General features: G+C 63.1%; 12 protein-coding genes. 3 read left to right on the top strand and 9 right to left on the bottom strand.

From position 1 onward, the window contains the following. The first annotated feature begins 247 nt into the window (after window positions 1-247). The gene (ispH, locus tag ACMDCM_RS03350) at window positions 248-1,177 is read left to right on the top strand and encodes a 4-hydroxy-3-methylbut-2-enyl diphosphate reductase (RefSeq protein ID WP_412774648.1); all 930 of its coding nucleotides are present in this window, start codon (window positions 248-250) and stop codon (window positions 1,175-1,177) included. Window positions 1,178-1,221: 44 nt separating this feature from the next. Then, entirely contained in the window at window positions 1,222-2,391 is a 1,170-nt protein-coding gene (gene hpnH, locus ACMDCM_RS03345; RefSeq protein WP_412772247.1) for an adenosyl-hopene transferase HpnH, read from the top strand. Window positions 2,392-2,594: 203 nt separating this feature from the next. Here hpnH and ACMDCM_RS03340 read toward each other — a convergent pair whose 3' ends face one another. The 6 genes from ACMDCM_RS03340 to ACMDCM_RS03315 form a co-directional block, all read right to left on the bottom strand. Beyond that, window positions 2,595-3,305: a phosphorylase gene (locus ACMDCM_RS03340; protein WP_412772246.1), complete on the bottom strand. Its 711-nt coding sequence runs from the start codon at window positions 3,303-3,305 to the stop codon at window positions 2,595-2,597. 20 nt (window positions 3,306-3,325) lie between these two features. Beyond that, window positions 3,326-5,290 (bottom strand): squalene--hopene cyclase, encoded by a 1,965-nt coding sequence (gene shc, locus ACMDCM_RS03335; RefSeq protein ID WP_412772245.1) that lies wholly within the window; start codon window positions 5,288-5,290, stop codon window positions 3,326-3,328. Between the two features lie 13 nt (window positions 5,291-5,303). Then, window positions 5,304-6,557, bottom strand: coding sequence for a hydroxysqualene dehydroxylase HpnE (gene hpnE / locus ACMDCM_RS03330; RefSeq protein ID WP_412772244.1), 1,254 nt, complete (start codon window positions 6,555-6,557; stop codon window positions 5,304-5,306). Then, entirely contained in the window at window positions 6,557-7,393 is an 837-nt protein-coding gene (gene hpnD / locus ACMDCM_RS03325; protein ID WP_412772243.1) for a presqualene diphosphate synthase HpnD, read from the bottom strand. The genes hpnE and hpnD overlap by 1 nt, the downstream gene beginning before the upstream one ends. Further along, complete coding sequence (hpnC, locus tag ACMDCM_RS03320; protein WP_412772242.1) at window positions 7,390-8,268, bottom strand: squalene synthase HpnC; 879 nt, start codon at window positions 8,266-8,268, stop codon at window positions 7,390-7,392. Before hpnC ends, hpnD begins: the two co-directional genes overlap by 4 nt. Before the next feature lie 199 nt (window positions 8,269-8,467). Continuing rightward, complete coding sequence (locus tag ACMDCM_RS03315; RefSeq protein WP_412772241.1) at window positions 8,468-8,713, bottom strand: hypothetical protein; 246 nt, start codon at window positions 8,711-8,713, stop codon at window positions 8,468-8,470. A 560-nt stretch (window positions 8,714-9,273) separates the two neighbouring features. Here ACMDCM_RS03315 and ACMDCM_RS03310 point away from each other — a divergent pair. Next, entirely contained in the window at window positions 9,274-9,774 is a 501-nt protein-coding gene (locus ACMDCM_RS03310) for a hypothetical protein (protein ID WP_412774647.1), read from the top strand. Between the two features lie 64 nt (window positions 9,775-9,838). Here ACMDCM_RS03310 and ACMDCM_RS03305 read toward each other — a convergent pair whose 3' ends face one another. The 3 genes from ACMDCM_RS03305 to ACMDCM_RS03295 all read right to left on the bottom strand — a co-directional run bounded on the left by ACMDCM_RS03305 (window position 9,839) and on the right by ACMDCM_RS03295 (window position 15,599). Then, window positions 9,839-12,208 (bottom strand): efflux RND transporter permease subunit, encoded by a 2,370-nt coding sequence (locus ACMDCM_RS03305; protein WP_412772240.1) that lies wholly within the window; start codon window positions 12,206-12,208, stop codon window positions 9,839-9,841. A 212-nt stretch (window positions 12,209-12,420) separates the two neighbouring features. Continuing rightward, window positions 12,421-14,007: a B12-binding domain-containing radical SAM protein gene (locus ACMDCM_RS03300; protein ID WP_412772239.1), complete on the bottom strand. Its 1,587-nt coding sequence runs from the start codon at window positions 14,005-14,007 to the stop codon at window positions 12,421-12,423. A 242-nt stretch (window positions 14,008-14,249) separates the two neighbouring features. Further along, window positions 14,250-15,599, bottom strand: coding sequence for an amidase (locus ACMDCM_RS03295; RefSeq protein ID WP_412772238.1), 1,350 nt, complete (start codon window positions 15,597-15,599; stop codon window positions 14,250-14,252). Window positions 15,600-15,621 lie beyond the last annotated feature (22 nt).

The raw sequence follows: 15,621 nt of genomic DNA, 5'->3' as shown, positions 1-15,621 counted from the left end.
CCCTATCATAATACCGGAATGTCGGTTCCAATATAAACTTTTCGATAGCCGAGGAGTCTGCAGATTAGGGCGTTTTGTCCGAAGCAAAGGCCGTGTATGTCATGGCCTTGAATTCCCCCGCGATCGCAACCCTGAGATTAAGTACCTGTGACGTTTCCTGAAAACATGTGATTTTAAGAAGAAACGTCCGGACCTATATGGAGTTGAAGTATAATGCGTAAGGTGCAAATTGACTGACGTTCGTCCGATTGAAATTCTGCTGGCGCAGCCGCGCGGATTCTGCGCGGGGGTGGTCCGCGCGATCGAAACCGTCGAGCGCGCGCTCGAGAAGTACGGCCCGCCGGTCTACGTCCGCCACGAGATCGTTCACAACAAATACGTCGTCGAAAGCCTGAAGAACAAGGGCGCGATTTTCGTCGAAGACCTGTCGGAGGTCCCCCCGAAGGCAGTCACCGTATTCAGCGCTCACGGAGTTGCACGGAGCGTGGAGGAAGAGGCCGCCGCACGCGGTTTGCCCGTGCTCAACGCCACCTGCCCGCTCGTCAGCAAGGTCCACAACCAGGGCAAACGCTACATGTCCAAGGGACGGACCCTGATTCTGATCGGCCATGCCGGCCATCCCGAAGTCGAGGGAACCATGGGGCAGGTTCCCGGGCCCGTCATTCTGGTTCAGGATGTCGACGACGTCGCGGCGCTGACGCTGCCCGCCGACACGCCGGTCGCCTATATCACCCAGACCACACTGAGCGTCGACGACACCAGGGACATCATTGCCGCGCTCCAGCAGCGTTTTACCGACATCCAGGGCCCCGACACACGGGATATCTGCTATGCAACACAGAACCGCCAATCTGCGGTAAGAGATCTCAGCAAGCTGGTGGATGTCATTCTCGTCGTCGGAGCAACCAACAGTTCGAACTCGAACCGGCTGCGCGAAATCGGCACCGAAGTCGGCGTCGCAAGTTATCTCATCTCCGACGGCAGCGAGCTTAATGCGGAGTGGCTGAAGGATGCGAGAACCGTGGGCATCACGGCCGGCGCATCGGCTCCGGAAGTTCTTGTCGACGATGTCATCGAGGCCCTGAGGCGCATCGGGCCGGTCGCCGTCTCGGTTCTGCCGGGGCGGGAAGAAAACATCGAGTTCCGGCTTCCGTCCGAACTCATGACCTCAGCCTGACCCCTCGTCAAATTCAAGCTGGCAACCCATAGAGAACACTTGTGATGGCAATACCGTTTTTTAAGGAACTCAAGATCGGCGGATATCTGGTCAAGCAGAAGCTGAAGGGCCGCAAGCGCTATCCCCTTGTGCTGATGCTCGAACCATTGTTCCGCTGCAATCTCGCCTGCGCCGGATGCGGCAAGATCGACTATCCCGATGCGATCCTCAACCGCCGCATGACCGCCCAGGAATGCTGGGACGCGGCTGAGGAATGCGGCGCGCCGATGGTTGCCATTCCCGGCGGCGAGCCGCTGATCCACAAGGAAATCGGCGAGATCGTGCGCGGACTTGTCGCGCGCAAGAAGTTCGTCTCGCTCTGCACCAACGCGCTGCTCTTGGAGAAGAAGCTCGATCTGTTCGAGCCCTCACCCTATCTGTTTTTCTCGGTCCATCTCGACGGCCTGCGCGAGCATCACGACAAGTCGGTGTGTCAGGAGGGCGTGTTCGACCGCGCAGTCTCCGCGATCAAGGCGGCGAAGGCGCGCGGTTTCACCGTCAACGTCAACGCCACGATCTTCGACAATTATCCAGCCGAAGAGATCGCAAAATTCCTCGACTTCACGGCCGAGCTTGGCGTCGGCGTCTCGATGTCGCCAGGCTACGCCTATGAGCGCGCGCCGGATCAGGAGCACTTCCTGAACCGGACCAAGACCAAGAAACTGTTCCGCGACGTATTCGCGCTCGGCAAGGGCAAGAGGTGGAACTTCATGCATTCCGGCCTGTTCCTTGATTTTCTCGCCGGCAATCAGGAGTACCATTGCACGCCGTGGGGGATGCCCGCGCGCAACATCTTCGGCTGGCAGAAACCCTGCTATCTGCTCGGCGAGGGCTACACCAAGACCTTCAAGGAACTGATGGAGACCACCGACTGGGACAGCTACGGCACCGGCAAGTATGAGAAGTGCGCCAACTGCATGGCGCATTGCGGCTACGAGCCGACCGCGGCCACAGCAGCGCTGAACAATCCGCTCAAGACGATGTGGGTGGCTCTGCGCGGCGCCCGGACCACGGGTCCGATGGCGCCCGAGATCGACCTCTCCAAGCAGCGCCCGGCGCAGTACATCTTTGCCGAGCAGGTGCAGAAGAAGCTGTCGGAGATCCGCAAGGACGAGACCGCGGCAGCCGCCGCCAAGCAAGCCGCCAAGGAGCAGAAGGCTTCAACCGCGGCCTGAGCGCGGCCGACACCACACGTATCTGATACAACAGGGGCGCCGGAGATCTCTCCGGCGCCCTCGTCGTTTTCAGAAGCGAAAATGCGGAATCATAGAGCCCCGCTTCTGATTGAATCAGAAGCGGGGCTCTATGATTTTGACTTGACACGTTTTCTTCACGCGAACCGGTCCCACTTCGCTCGAAAACGCTGTAGCCGGACGATTCAGATGTCCGCCGGGACGAGACTACCCCCGCCCAGCAGGAAGCCGCGGCAGCCGCGCAGCGAGCGCAGCGCGCGATTGAAGTCGATTCCGGTGGACACCAGCGCGCGCAGGGTCAGCGGATTTCGCGCAAGGCCGCCGAGCACCTTCTTCAGGTCGATGTTGCCGTTCGGCTTGATGGCGCTGCGGGCAATCGCCGGCAGCGCGCGCGTCGCGGGGTCGCTGATCACGCGCAAGGCGGCGAAGGGAAGACCCGCTTTCGTGGCATAGGCGGCCGCAATGTGGCTTTCCATATCGACGGCCGAGGCGCCGGTCGCGGCATGGAGCGCCGCCTTGCCGGCCTGACCCACCACGACCTGCTCGACGCCTGCAAGCCCGGCGCGGACCACTTTCTGACCGCCGAGACCGGAGCCATCGATCAGCTCCTCGCTGAGCGCGAGGCCCGCCTGCCAGCGCGATACACCATCCACGACGTCGGTGGCGACCACGACGTCTCCCGACTCCAGGGATGGATCGAGCCCGCCGGCGACACCGAAACTGATGACGCCCCGAACCGTAGACGAATCGAAGCCCGCCAGAAGCGTGCGCAACTGCCGGGGATTGCTGCTGCTGCAAATGACAGTCATGCCAGGGCCCGCGGCGATGCGGGCTTCCTGAACCAGACCGGTCACAATCAATACCGGCCGCGGGTCAAAGGCATCGCCCACGGACACGTCAATCGCCGCCCCCGAATTCACATCCCGACCCCTACCACCTTGCTGTTGGTGCTTCTTAAATTCCGATACCGCGCCAGCGCCCAGAGCGGGAAGAACTTGGAATATCCATGGTACCGCAGATAAAACACCCGTGGGAACCCCGTAGCCGTGTAACGCTGCTCGTCCCACAGTCCTTTTTTAGTCTGTGTGTCTATCAGGTACTTGATTCCCCTCGCCACAGCCAGATTTTCGACCTCTCCCGCCGCCATCAGGGCAAGCAAGGCCCATGCCGTTTGCGAAGCCGTGCTCGGCGCGCCCTCGAATCCCTTGTAGTCGAGCCGATAGCTGACGGCGTCCTCGCCCCAGCCGCCATCGGCGTTCTGGATCGATACCAGCCAGTCCACCGCCTTGCGAATCGCGGGGTCCTGACGAGCGACCCCGGCGGCATTGAGCGCACAGAGCACCGACCAGGTTCCGTAGATGTAGTTCAGGCCCCAGCGGCCGTACCAGGATCCCTCCTTGAGCTGGGTCCGGCGCAGATAGTCGACGCCGGCCGCCATGGCCGGGCTGCCCTGAACGGTCTCGCCAAGCTGCGCCAGCATCGAGACGCATCGCGCGGTGACATCCTCGGTGGGCGGATCGAGCAGCGCCGCATGGTCGGAGAACGGGATGTTGTTGAGATAGTATTCGAGGTTGTCGGCATCGAACGCCGCGAAGCCGCCGTCCCGGCTCTGCATGCCCTCGATCCACTCGCGGCCGCGCGCGATCGCCTCGTCGTATTTGTCGCTCTGGTCGTTGCGGCGCGCCCGGTCCATCGCCATGACCACGACCGCCGTGTCGTCGAGATCGGGATAATGGGCATTGGCGTATTGGAACGCCCAGCCGCCAGGCCGAACGTCCGGACGCTTCACGGCCCAGTCGCCCTTGAGGTTGAGTTCCTGCTTCGGAAGCAGCCAGTCGAGGCCCTTGCCGGCGCTGGCCAGCGAGTCCGGCCCGCCGGATTCGAGCAGCGCGTGAGCGGCAAGCGCTGTATCCCAGATCGGCGATACGCAGGGCTGGCAGTAGGCTTCCTCCTCGCCGATCACCAGAAGCTTGTCGATGCCGCGCCGCGTTACCGCACGCGGCGGATGCTCGGGCGGAAACCCCAACGCATCGTACATCATCACCGTATTGACCATCGGCGGAAAGATCGCGCCGAGACCGTCCTCGCCGTTGAGGCGCTCCTCGACGAACGCAATCGCCTTTTTCATCGCGCGCGAACGCAACCGTTTGGGAAACAGCGGCTCGATCGCGCGCAAGATCCGGTCGATTCCGCTGAACAACGCAAACCAGGCCGGGCTCTGATGCGGAGCCCTTTTCGGCGTTCCGACCGTGGCCGGATCCTGAAGGAACAGTTCGCGGATACCGACGCCGCGCGGATTGCGCGCGCGCGGCTTCAGCGCCGCCAGCACCATCAGCGGCACCATGGTGGTGCGCGCCCAATAGGAAATCTTGTTGAGGTGGAACGGCGACCACATCGGCAGCAGCATGATCTCGACCGGCAGCACGGGAACGCTGCGCCATGTCAGCACGCCGAACAACGACAACAGGAAGCGCGTGAAGACGTTCACGTTGGCCGCCCCGCCACGTGACAGGATTGCTTCCCTCGCCCGCGCCATGTGCGGCGCATCGACGGAATCGCCGATCATCTTCAGCGCGAAGTAGGCTTTCACGCTGGCGCTCATGTCGAACGGACCATCATGCACCAGCGGCCAGCCGCCGTGCTTGCCCTGGATGCGGCGGATGTAGACCGCGATCCTGGCCTCCAGCGCCGCATCGACCGGCTCGCCGAGATAGTGCCGCAGCAGGACATATTCGGACGGGATGGTCGCGTCGGCCTCAAGCTCGAAGACGAAATGACCGTCCGCCTGCCTGAGATCGAGGAGACCGCGCGTGGCGGCGCCGATGCTGCTCCCGAGTGCGGCATCGTCGATCGGTGCGGCTGTGGCATTCACGGAGTTCATGGCGGCTGATGTCTCAGAGTCCATGGTTTTTCAGAACGTGATCGGCGGCGCGGTTTCCGGAACGGACCGACCCCTCGATGGTGGCGGGCAACCCCGTATCAGTCCAATCACCGGCAAGAAACAGGTTTTTCCACTCCGTCCGCGTTCCCGGACGCAGGGCATTCTGCTCGGGCGAGGCCTCGAACGTGGCGCGGCGCTCGCGCACGATCTGCCAGGCCGGCATTTCGGCGTCGATGCCGGCGACCGCGCAGATGTCCTTCCAGATCGCCCGCGCCAGATCCTCGCGCGGCATGTCCACCAGCCGGTCGCCGCCGCTGATCGTGATCGAGAGGCGGTCCGGAAACGCGAACAGCCATTCGATCAGGCCATTCACCACCCCGGTCATCGGCGGAAGGTGCGGCGGCGGAACGAAGCGGAAGTGCGCGTTGACAATGGCGCGGAATTTCGTCGGCACGCTCACGCCAGGCAGCAGCGCGGCCGCGGACCGCGGCGGCACCGCCACCACGACCGCATCATTGGGGGCGAGCGAGATGGTCTGATCGCCGAGCGCGAGTGCGGTGACCTGACCGTTCGCCATGGTGAACCGCCGCACTTCATGGCCGACGTCGACGCTGCCGCCTTTGGCGCGGATGTAATCCACCGCCGGCTCGATCAGCACCCGGCTCAGCCCGTCGCGCGCGATCAGCGGACGGCACGCCTGCCCGCCCGCCAGCAAGGTTTCGCGAATGATCGCGCCGGCGAGACCCCCCGCGCCATCGGGAGGGTCTATGTTGAGCGCCGCAAGCAGGAGCGGCAACACCAGCCGCCTGTAAAGCACGCCGTCGCACTTGATGACGTCGCCGACCCGCGTGCGGGCATTGGCCCAGATCAGTGGCGCAAGCGCGAAGTAGTCGGCGGGCGAGGTGTCGGGCACCCGGCAGTTGGCGTCGAACACCCAGAACGGAATGCGCCCGTCGTTGATCTGCAATTTCCAGCGCTTATTGACGCCAAGATCGATAAACTCGAATTCAGCCTTCGGCGGCCCCTGCAAGCCGGCTTCAGTGCCGATCCTGCGCGCATAGGCCAGCACGCCCTGATTGCCGGACAGCACCAGATGGTTGCCGTTGTCGATCGTGAGATTGGTCGCGCCGTCGAAATAGGAGCGGCAACGCCCGCCGACCTGCTGCGCCGCCTCGTGTACGCGAACCACGCAACCGGCCTCGGCAAGACGCACGGCTGCGGAAAGACCGGAAATGCCGGCGCCAACGATGTGAACGGTCCTTTGCATCAGATCAACGCGTACCGGAGAACGATGGCGATCTTCGCCGCCTGGCTCAGGTGAACGGGAGAGCGCGGACGCTGAAAACCGCGATGCTCCAGCAGGACCAGAATGGCGTGATAATATCTCGACATGATGCGGGGCGCGCGCACCGCCCGGCGCGGGTTGCGATTCATGATCTCGTCCGCTTCGACGAAATGCGCCTCCGCCCGCGCCGCCAGCGGCGCACAGACCTGCGGCAGTGCCGGATCCGAAATCACGGCGGCCGGATCGGAACTGCCGATGCCGGCGCGGAGCAAGCCCTCGCGCGGCAGATACAGTCGTCCGAGCGCCGCATCCTCGTCGACATCGCGCAGAATATTGGTCAATTGCAGCGCGCGGCCGAGATGATGCGAGAGCAGGATGCCGTCCTGCTCGGCCAATCCGAACACCCGGACCGACAGCCTCCCGACAGCACTGGCGACACGATCGCAATACAGATCGAGCGTGGCCTCGTCGGGCGCGCGGATATCCGCCACCACGTCCATTTCCATGCCGTCGATGATGGCGAGAAAATCCTCGCGGCGCAGACCGAAGTCGCGAACGGAGGCGGCGTAATCGCGCAACCGTTCCGGCGCGCCCCCCTGGTAGAGCGCGTCGATATCCTCGCGCCATTGCTGGAGCGCGGCCTGCCGTTCCGGCCGCGGGCTATCGGAATCGGCGATGTCGTCGACATGGCGGCAGAACGTGTAGATCTGGAACATCGCCTCGCGTTGCGCGCGCGGCAGGATGCGCATCGCCGCGTAAAACGAACTGCCGGACGCAGTCGCTCCCGAACTCGCGTCGGCTGTGGTTTCGATCGTCATGCACCCGCCGCCGGGGTCGACATCGGCCGGCGGCGCACCGAGCGCCGAAGCATCTCCGCGGTGATGCCGGCGACGCTGTAGCCGAGCAGTTGCAGCGGCTTCAGATGAACCGTGTCGCGCAAGGGGTCGCGCACCTTCAACAGCGCGACGATTCGGTCGGCGAACATCTGGATCACGCCGACTTCAAGCCCGAGCCGGATGTCCCTGATCTCCGCCGCGAGCGACCGGCCCTCGTTGAGCAGCGCTTCGGTTCGCGCCGCCAGGGCGTGCAGGCATTGCAGCAGCGCAGGCGTCGCCTTGTCGCCACCGAGCATCTCGACCGACGCGCCGGACGCGGCGAGCGCATCGCGCGGCAGATAGACGCGGTTGAGATTCCGGTAGTCCTTGGCGCAATCCTGAAGATGGTTGTTGATCTGCAGCCCGGCGCACAGCGCATCGGACGCGGCCCAGGTCGATGTGCTCTCGCCGTGGACGTCGAGCATGAACCGTCCGACCGGCATCGCCGAATAGCGGCAATAGTCGATCACGTCGTCCCAGGTCTCATAGCGCAGCTTGGTGACGTCCATCCGGAACGCCTTCAGCACGTCGATGGCGTGGCGCGGCGGCATCGAGCGCTGCGCCAGCGCATTCCGAAGATTGACGGCTTCCGGCTGGCTATCCCCCTGCCCCAGGAGTTCGCTCTCGAACAGATCGAGCCAGGCGAGCTTGTCCTTGTCGCCGAGTTCGGCGTGATCGGCGATGTCGTCGGCGGTCCGGACGAAATTGTAGAACGCGAGAATCAACGCCCGGTGACGCGGGTGAATGATCCACGACGCGACCGGAAAATTCTCGTCGCGGTGGGTCTTTCCGGATCGCAACTGATTCGCGGTGGGCATCGGGACCGGCTACCCTGATCTGGATCGCAATTGGGTCTCCCGCCAGTTTTCAAATACCGGCAGACGGGATTGCTCGCGCACCCCATATAGGGGAAACTCCAAGCTAAACCAATGCTATCTTTCACATTTTAGCCACACCGACCCGCCGCTGCGACAAGCTGCCGGCGATCCGATAAGAATTTGCCTGTCCGGCAGAGCTTTACTGACCGTGGTTCAGCAGAACCTGGTTGCACGCCTTCGTCAGTTTCGGGCGGTTCTGCTGGAGACAGGCCAGGATCGTGAAATCGCCCTGATCCATCACCTTGCGGCAGAAACGACTGACATCCCGTGCGCAGGCGCGCTGTTCCGCTTCAGTCCCGCTGTGCGATTGCCCCTGGGCCTGCGCGATCGTTATGGTCGAACCGAACGTCAAAAGCAGCGCGAACGACAGAAAAATTTTAGACATCATATTCCTTCACTACAACGGCAGAAAACTCGATCCTTGGACAAGCGCGGGCGCATCTTTCAAAACGGCGGAGAGCGATGACATCGCAAGCCGTACCGATACCCATACCGGAAGAGATCGCAAGAGCGCACACCGATCCTCATCTGCTGGCACGCGCTGACCACACGCGACGTGGCCATGCCCTCCAGCCCATCCGCGAATGTCAAAAGCACTGTGAAATGCGGCTAAATTTGCGATGGCGACGCATTACCGAAGCCCCGCCCCACAGCTTTTCCGATAAATATATCTAACATGCTGAAATATATCGACTAAAGTACAAGCAAGAGATCGACGCCTGTTTGCCTGGCAAATTCGCCGCGGCGACCTGCCCGCAAGGTGCGCTCCTCGCCTGTTCTGGTCAGGATTCATATCTGCGAATATCGCGCGTCAGCTCTTCAATGCAGCTACCCGGCGGAACATTAGCTATGCTATCGGCCTTGAACCTGGCGCGTCGCGGCAACACTAAGAGCTTGATGCAGCCCGAGAGTCATTGCCTAAGCATCTTTAAATGGAAACCGGATATGAAATCGTTAGCCTCGGGGTTGATTCGGAATTCGATAATCGCAGCCGGCGTTGTCGCCGGCCTCTCGCTGTCTGCGTCCGCGAGTTTCGCCCAGACCTCTCCGTTTGCCGGATTCGCGGGAAACTGGTCGGGCAAAGGCACGGTGACGCTATCTGACGGATCGAAAGAAAATATTCGCTGCAGGGCATCCTACAGGGTGAACGTAACAGGCTCGGCGCTGAAACAGAGCCTGCGTTGCGCCAGCGACAGCTACAAGTTCGATCTCTCGAGCGATATCGTCAGCGAAGGCACCCAAATTACCGGAAACTGGAGCGAAGCCAGCCGCAATCTCTTCGGCTCCGTGCATGGGCGCGCGGGCGGCGGCGAGATTGAAGTGTTCGTCGAAGCTGCGGGCTTTGCCGCCAACCTGACGCTGCGCACCCGTGGCAACCGGCAATCGGTCTGGATCACCTCGAAGGGCGAAATCAGGAACGTTTCCATCACCATGGCGCGTAGCTGACGCCACGAGAGCGGTTTTCCGCCCGCATTCCGCTTCTGCGGCAGCCGTACCGCGGCGGGGCTGCTTATTTCGCCGGATTCGCGTGGCCGCCGCCCCGGCGTAACCGCTCGGCAAAGGTGATCAGCCACATCGCCGTCGGCCGCAGGATCAGGAAGTCCGCGACCAGGGCTGCGACCATGGCGAAGGCGCTGAGCCAGCCGAACAACCGCAGCGACGGCAGATCCGAGAACACCGTCACCACCAGCCCGCAGGCCAACACCACGGTGGTGAGAATCAGCGCCGGGCCCATCAGCACGGTCGCGCGCTCGACCGCCTCCCCCGCACTGACGCCGGGCTTGCTCTCGGATCGCAGGCGGTTGAGGAAGTGGATGGTCGCACTGAGCCCGAGGCCGAACGAGACCGTGAGCGCGACCACGCTTGCAAACTGCAGCCCCTCCCCGAGCGCCCACAGCACCGTGCCGGACAGCACGACCGGGAAAATCCCCGGCAGGATGCAGGCGAACATCACGACCACCGATCGGAACGCGAGCCCGATGAACACCGCGACCAGCGCGAACTCGATCGTCAGACCGTGATTGAGCTTCTCGATCATGCTGGCGCTGTTGCGCGCGGCGATGGCCGACAGGCCGGTGACCGCGATTTCATAACCGGGATGCGCCTTCCGGACCGCGTCCATGGCGTGGTCGAGCTTCTCCACCACCGGCAGAATCTGGCTCGAATCGCGGTCGGGCACGCGGCCCGACACCACCACCGCCCTCTGATCTTCGGAGATAAAGCGGCGCACCAGATGCTTGGGAAGGACGTTGACATACTCCTTGAGCGTCGCCACGTCGTCGGTGTGCGCTTTTTCGGCGAGCCAGCGGCGCAGGGTTTCGAGCGACCAGACGTTGCCGACGCCGGCCTGCTCCTCGACCAGCTTGTGAACCTCGGCGATGGTGGCAAGCGTCTGCGGCGAATACAGCGTCTCTCCCTTGGGGAATTCGATCAGGACGTCGATCGGGTTGGCACCGGTGAGTTTCGCGTCGAGGCGGCCGCTCGCCGCCACGGCCTGCTGCTTGTCGGGGACCTGATCGGCAAGCCGGTAACGCGGTTCGAGGTTGGCGTAGACCACGGACAAACCGCCGACCACGACCAGCGCGAGCAGGCTGAAAAAGCCGGGACGCCCCACCATCCGCACCGCGACCCAGGCGCAGAAGCGCCGCAACGCCTGCACGCCCGCATCCGCCGTCTTGAATTTTTCAGCGAAACGCTGCTCGTTGCGCACCAGAAGAACGCCGAACACCGGCACCAGCAACAGCACCGCGAGCAGCGCGATGATCGTCGCCAGCAAGCCGGCCTCGCCGAAACTGCGGATCAGATCCGAGTTCGAGAACTGCAAGGCGATAAAGGAAATTCCCGCGGTCGCATGGGTCAGCACGCAGGCCGGACCGACCACGAGGACCGCGTTGCGGAACGCGGAATATTTGTCCTCGCCGGCGATCAGGCGGTCCCGCGCCGCGAACGTCAACTGCATCGAGTCGGAGAAACTGATGACCATGATGAGCGGCGTCATCACGTTGAGGAACATGTTGAGGCTGAAATTGGCCCAGCCCAGCACCCCCAGCGCCAGCAGAATCGCAAGCAGCGGCGGAAAGGCCGCGACGATCATGAAGGATACCTTGCGGAAGAACACGATCGCGATCAGACAGCCGGCCAAGATTCCGGCAACGTTGTAGATGATCCCGTCACGTTCCACCGCGTTGCGGATTTCGAGCTGCATCACCGGTACGCCGGAAAGCTCCCTGGTGAGTCCGGTGCCGGCAAGATCGTCGTTCATGACCTTGCGGATCTGGCCAACGGTGGTGCTCAACCCGCTGCTTTCGACGATCGACGGCTGCAGCGACAGCACGACCAGAGCGAGCGTGCCGTCGTCGGACAACAGCTTGCCGCGAATGATCTCGTTGGATTTTACGGTCTCGATGAATTTGTCGTAGTCGGCGCCTTTGGGCAGTTCGGGCGGAAACAGCGCCGCCGGCAGCTTGCCGGGTTCGGGCGCCTGACGCGCCGAGAACAACGAGATCAGACCGCGCACGCCATCGACCAGTTGCAGGTCGGTGACCATATCGCGCAGCTTTTCAAGGTTGTCGCGCTTGAGCAGCGTCTTGCCCTCGACCACGACCAGCACGTCGAACTCGGTCGACGGGAAGCGCTTGGTCACTTCCTCGTACTGATGATACTCCTTGGTGTCGGAGCGGAACAACTGGCTGAGCGAATCGTCGATCTTGATGCGATGTATTCCGAACACCGCGCCGACGACCAAGGCGAGCAGAATGATGCAGGACAGGATCGGCGCGCGGACCGCAATCAGGCCGATCCGCTCAAGTCCGAAGGCGATGCTGCGCGACCGGCCGGTCGGGGCGACCAGACCGGCAGCATCCGGATTCCGCTCAAGCATGCGCTGTCCCCATCGTGACATCATGGTCTAGTGAATTTGACATTTGGAGCGGACCCGAAATCCGGCGGGCTACTCGCTTTAACCATTGACCGCACGCATAAATTTCGGCGCAAGGTTTAGCGGTTTCCCGGGTGGACTACAAGCAACGGCAGCCGCCGTATTGGTCCTCCCGCCGGGCGTGCCTATCCGGGCCGGCCCTCCGTGATCCCCGTCTATTCCGCGGGAACAGAGGCTTCCTGCAACTTCAGCGAATAATAGGAGGCGTTGGTTTTGCCGCGCGAGGCGGACCGCGCAAACACGATGAGGTGATGGGCGACCAGAACCGAGCCGATGAGATACTCGATCTCGCCACGCGCCAGCCGGCGCAGCGCGAACTTCCAGAATACACGCTTGTAGTCGCCGCGCACGCCGACCTTCCAGAAGATGTTGCGCAGCATGGTCAGGCCGAGCTTGATATTGCGCCATGACCTCTGTTGGCGCGTCCGCGGTTGGACCCGCTTCGGATAGGTTTTTCGGATCTGGTGCTCATAGCGTTCCAGAACTTTCTCGGGTTGATAGGCGCGGCCCATGCAGTCGCGCCACGTTCCCACGACGTGGTCGTAGGGCAGGCGGAAATCGACGTTGGAATCGCGGCTCTCATCCTCGATCAGCCGATTCTCGCGCGCGAGACGATCCCACAGCGGCGTCTTCGGCAGCGCCTGCAGAAGATTGATCGTCAGCAGCGGAATCTGCGACCGGTCGATGAAATCGAGCAGGTGCTGTCCGGTCTCGGGTTTGTCGGTGTCGAGCCCGAGGATGATCCCGGACACCACCTCCATGCCGTAATCGTTGAGAGTCCTGATCGCTTCCATGATGGGAACCATCATGTTGTGATCCTTGTGCATCGCTTTCAGCGCCACCGGATCCGGCGTCTCGATTCCGCAGAAGATGGTCGCGAAGAACGCTTCGCGCATTTGCGACAGGATCTCCGGGCGCTTGGCGATATTCAGCGTCGCCTCGCAGGAGAAACGCAGCACATAACCGGTCTTTTTCTGCCATTCGATCAGATGCGGCAAAAGGTCCAGCGCGGCCTTGCGGTTGCCGATGAAATTGTCGTCGACGAAATAGACCGACCCGGTGATGCCGCATTCCAGCAGCTTGTCGAGTTCGCGCGTGATCTGCTGAGGCGTCTTGAGCCGCGGGTTGCGTCCGTAAAGACCGGGAATGTCGCAGAATTCGCACTGATACGGGCAGCCGCTGGAATACTGGATGCTGCCCAGGAAATAATGTTCAATGTCGGCCAGTTCGTAAGCGGGGATCGGAAACTTGTCCATGGCCAGCCGGTCGGCGGTCTGGAGCACGACCTGGGCATCCGGCCGCGAGGGGTCACGCGCCAGGCGCCGGATCAATTCGTCCGTGGCGTCGCCGAGTTCACCGACGTGAAGGTAGTCGAACGAGGGATAGTAGTCGGGGCATGCGCTGACCGATGGACCGCCGAGCGCGACCGTCAGATCGAAAGCGTGAGCGCGGCGGCAGATATCGTTCATCTGCCGGCGCTGGACGTGCATGCCGCTGACCAGCACGGCTTCGGCCCATTCGAAATCCTCGTCCGTGGCCGGGCGAACATTCTCGTCGATGAAACGGACTTTCCAGCCAGCGGGCAGATAGGCCGCGATCAGCAGCAGTCCCTGCGGCGGCATGAAGGCCTGCACGCCGGCGGTCAGGGGATAGGCGTGCTCGAACGTGCCGAACGACGACGTGTAGCGGGGAAAAACGCAAAGAATGCGTCGAATGCCGTGCTGATCCACCACGCACCTCATCGCACCTCCCCATTGCGCCAATGCGGAAACTCTTCCAACCACCGGCGCTTGCAATGGTTCCGGATCGCGCGACACCAAAACGCGTCACACGCTTTTGTCAGAACAGGAAGACCATGAGCACAGAACGTTTTCAGGGATCCACACTTGTTGATCAGACTCTTGCCTCATTTTTTGATCGAGCATGATCTCATCGAAACCCGTTCTCACCCGGATCAAGGGGCAGGCTTTTTCGGGATCATGCTCTAAGCGCGAATAAGCGGCTCGATACCCGCCGCGATCTCGAAAATCCGCTCGTCCGAGCCGCCGGCCGCGGCCAGCATCAGGCCTACCGGCGCCTCGCCCTCGCGATGACAGGGCAGCGAGATCGCGCAGCCATCGACGGTATTGATCAGCGCGCAATTGCGCAGCGAGAGCATGTTGGCTCTTGTGTAGGCCGCATCGCCGGCGAGATCGGCGATCACCGGCGGCGTGATCGCCACTGTCGGCGCGATCAGCGCATCATACGGCGCGACGCGACGCTCGAAGCCGGCGACGATCGCGCGGCGGAAGGCGAGCAGATCGACATAATCGGCGGCGCTGAGGCTTTCGCCGCGCCGGATGCGACTGAGGACGCGGGGATCGTAGAGCTGCCCTTTTCTTGCGATCAGCGCGCGGTGCCAGGCCCAGCTTTCCGCCGCCGAGAACCCGCCGCCGACGTTCAGCGATGCGATGTCGGCGAATTCGGGAACGGCCATGCGTTCGATCACGGCGCCAGCGCCGGCCAGCCGGTCCAGCGCGCGCTCGAAGGCGCGCGCGACCGCGCTGTCCAGGTCGTCCAGCATCACCGTGGTCGGCACCGCGAGACGCAGGCCGTTTGCCGGACGCGGCGCAACCGGCGCAACCGCTTCGTTCGCCAGCACTGCGTCCATCGCCGCGCAGCAGCCGACGGAGCGCGCGATCGGCCCGTAGCTGTCCAGCGTGAGCGACAGCGGAATGCCGCCGTCGAGCGGTATGCGGCGCGCGGTCGGCTTGTAGCCCACGATGCCGCAATAGGCCGCCGGAATCCGGCACGAGCCGCCGGTGTCGGTGCCGAGCGCACCATGCGCCATGCCGTCCGTGACCGACACCGCCGCGCCCGACGACGATCCGCCCGGCACGTGGCCGACGTCACGCCGCCAGGGATTTTTCGGCGTGCCGTAATGCGGATTGATGCCGAGTCCCGAATAGGCGAATTCGGTCATGTTGGTGCGCCCGATCACCACGAACCCGGCGCGGCGCAGGCGCGCCACGACCGGCGCATCGTTCGCCGCGGGTGGCCTGTCGTCGAGCGTGCGGGAGCCGGCGCGCGACACCTGTCCCTTGATATCGAACAGGTCCTTGATCGAAACCGGAATGCCGGCGAACGGCGACGGCTCGGCATTGGCCGTGCGCAGTCTGTCCATGGCCTCCGCGGCGGCGATCGCGCCCTCCGCATCGACATGGATGAACACACGCGCCCCCTCGCCCGTTTTGTCGGCGATTTTCGCAAGGCAGTCGTCGACGAGCCTGCGTGCCGTGGTGCGCCCCGCCGCGAGATCGGCGGCGAGCGAAGCCAGGGTCGGGTGATCGGACATTGGCGAACCCTCGCGAGACGGA

It is taken from the genome of Nitrobacter sp. (assembly GCF_047149785.1).
GTDB lineage: Bacteria > Pseudomonadota > Alphaproteobacteria > Rhizobiales > Xanthobacteraceae > Nitrobacter.
This window is presented reverse-complemented; position numbering and strand designations above follow the sequence as displayed.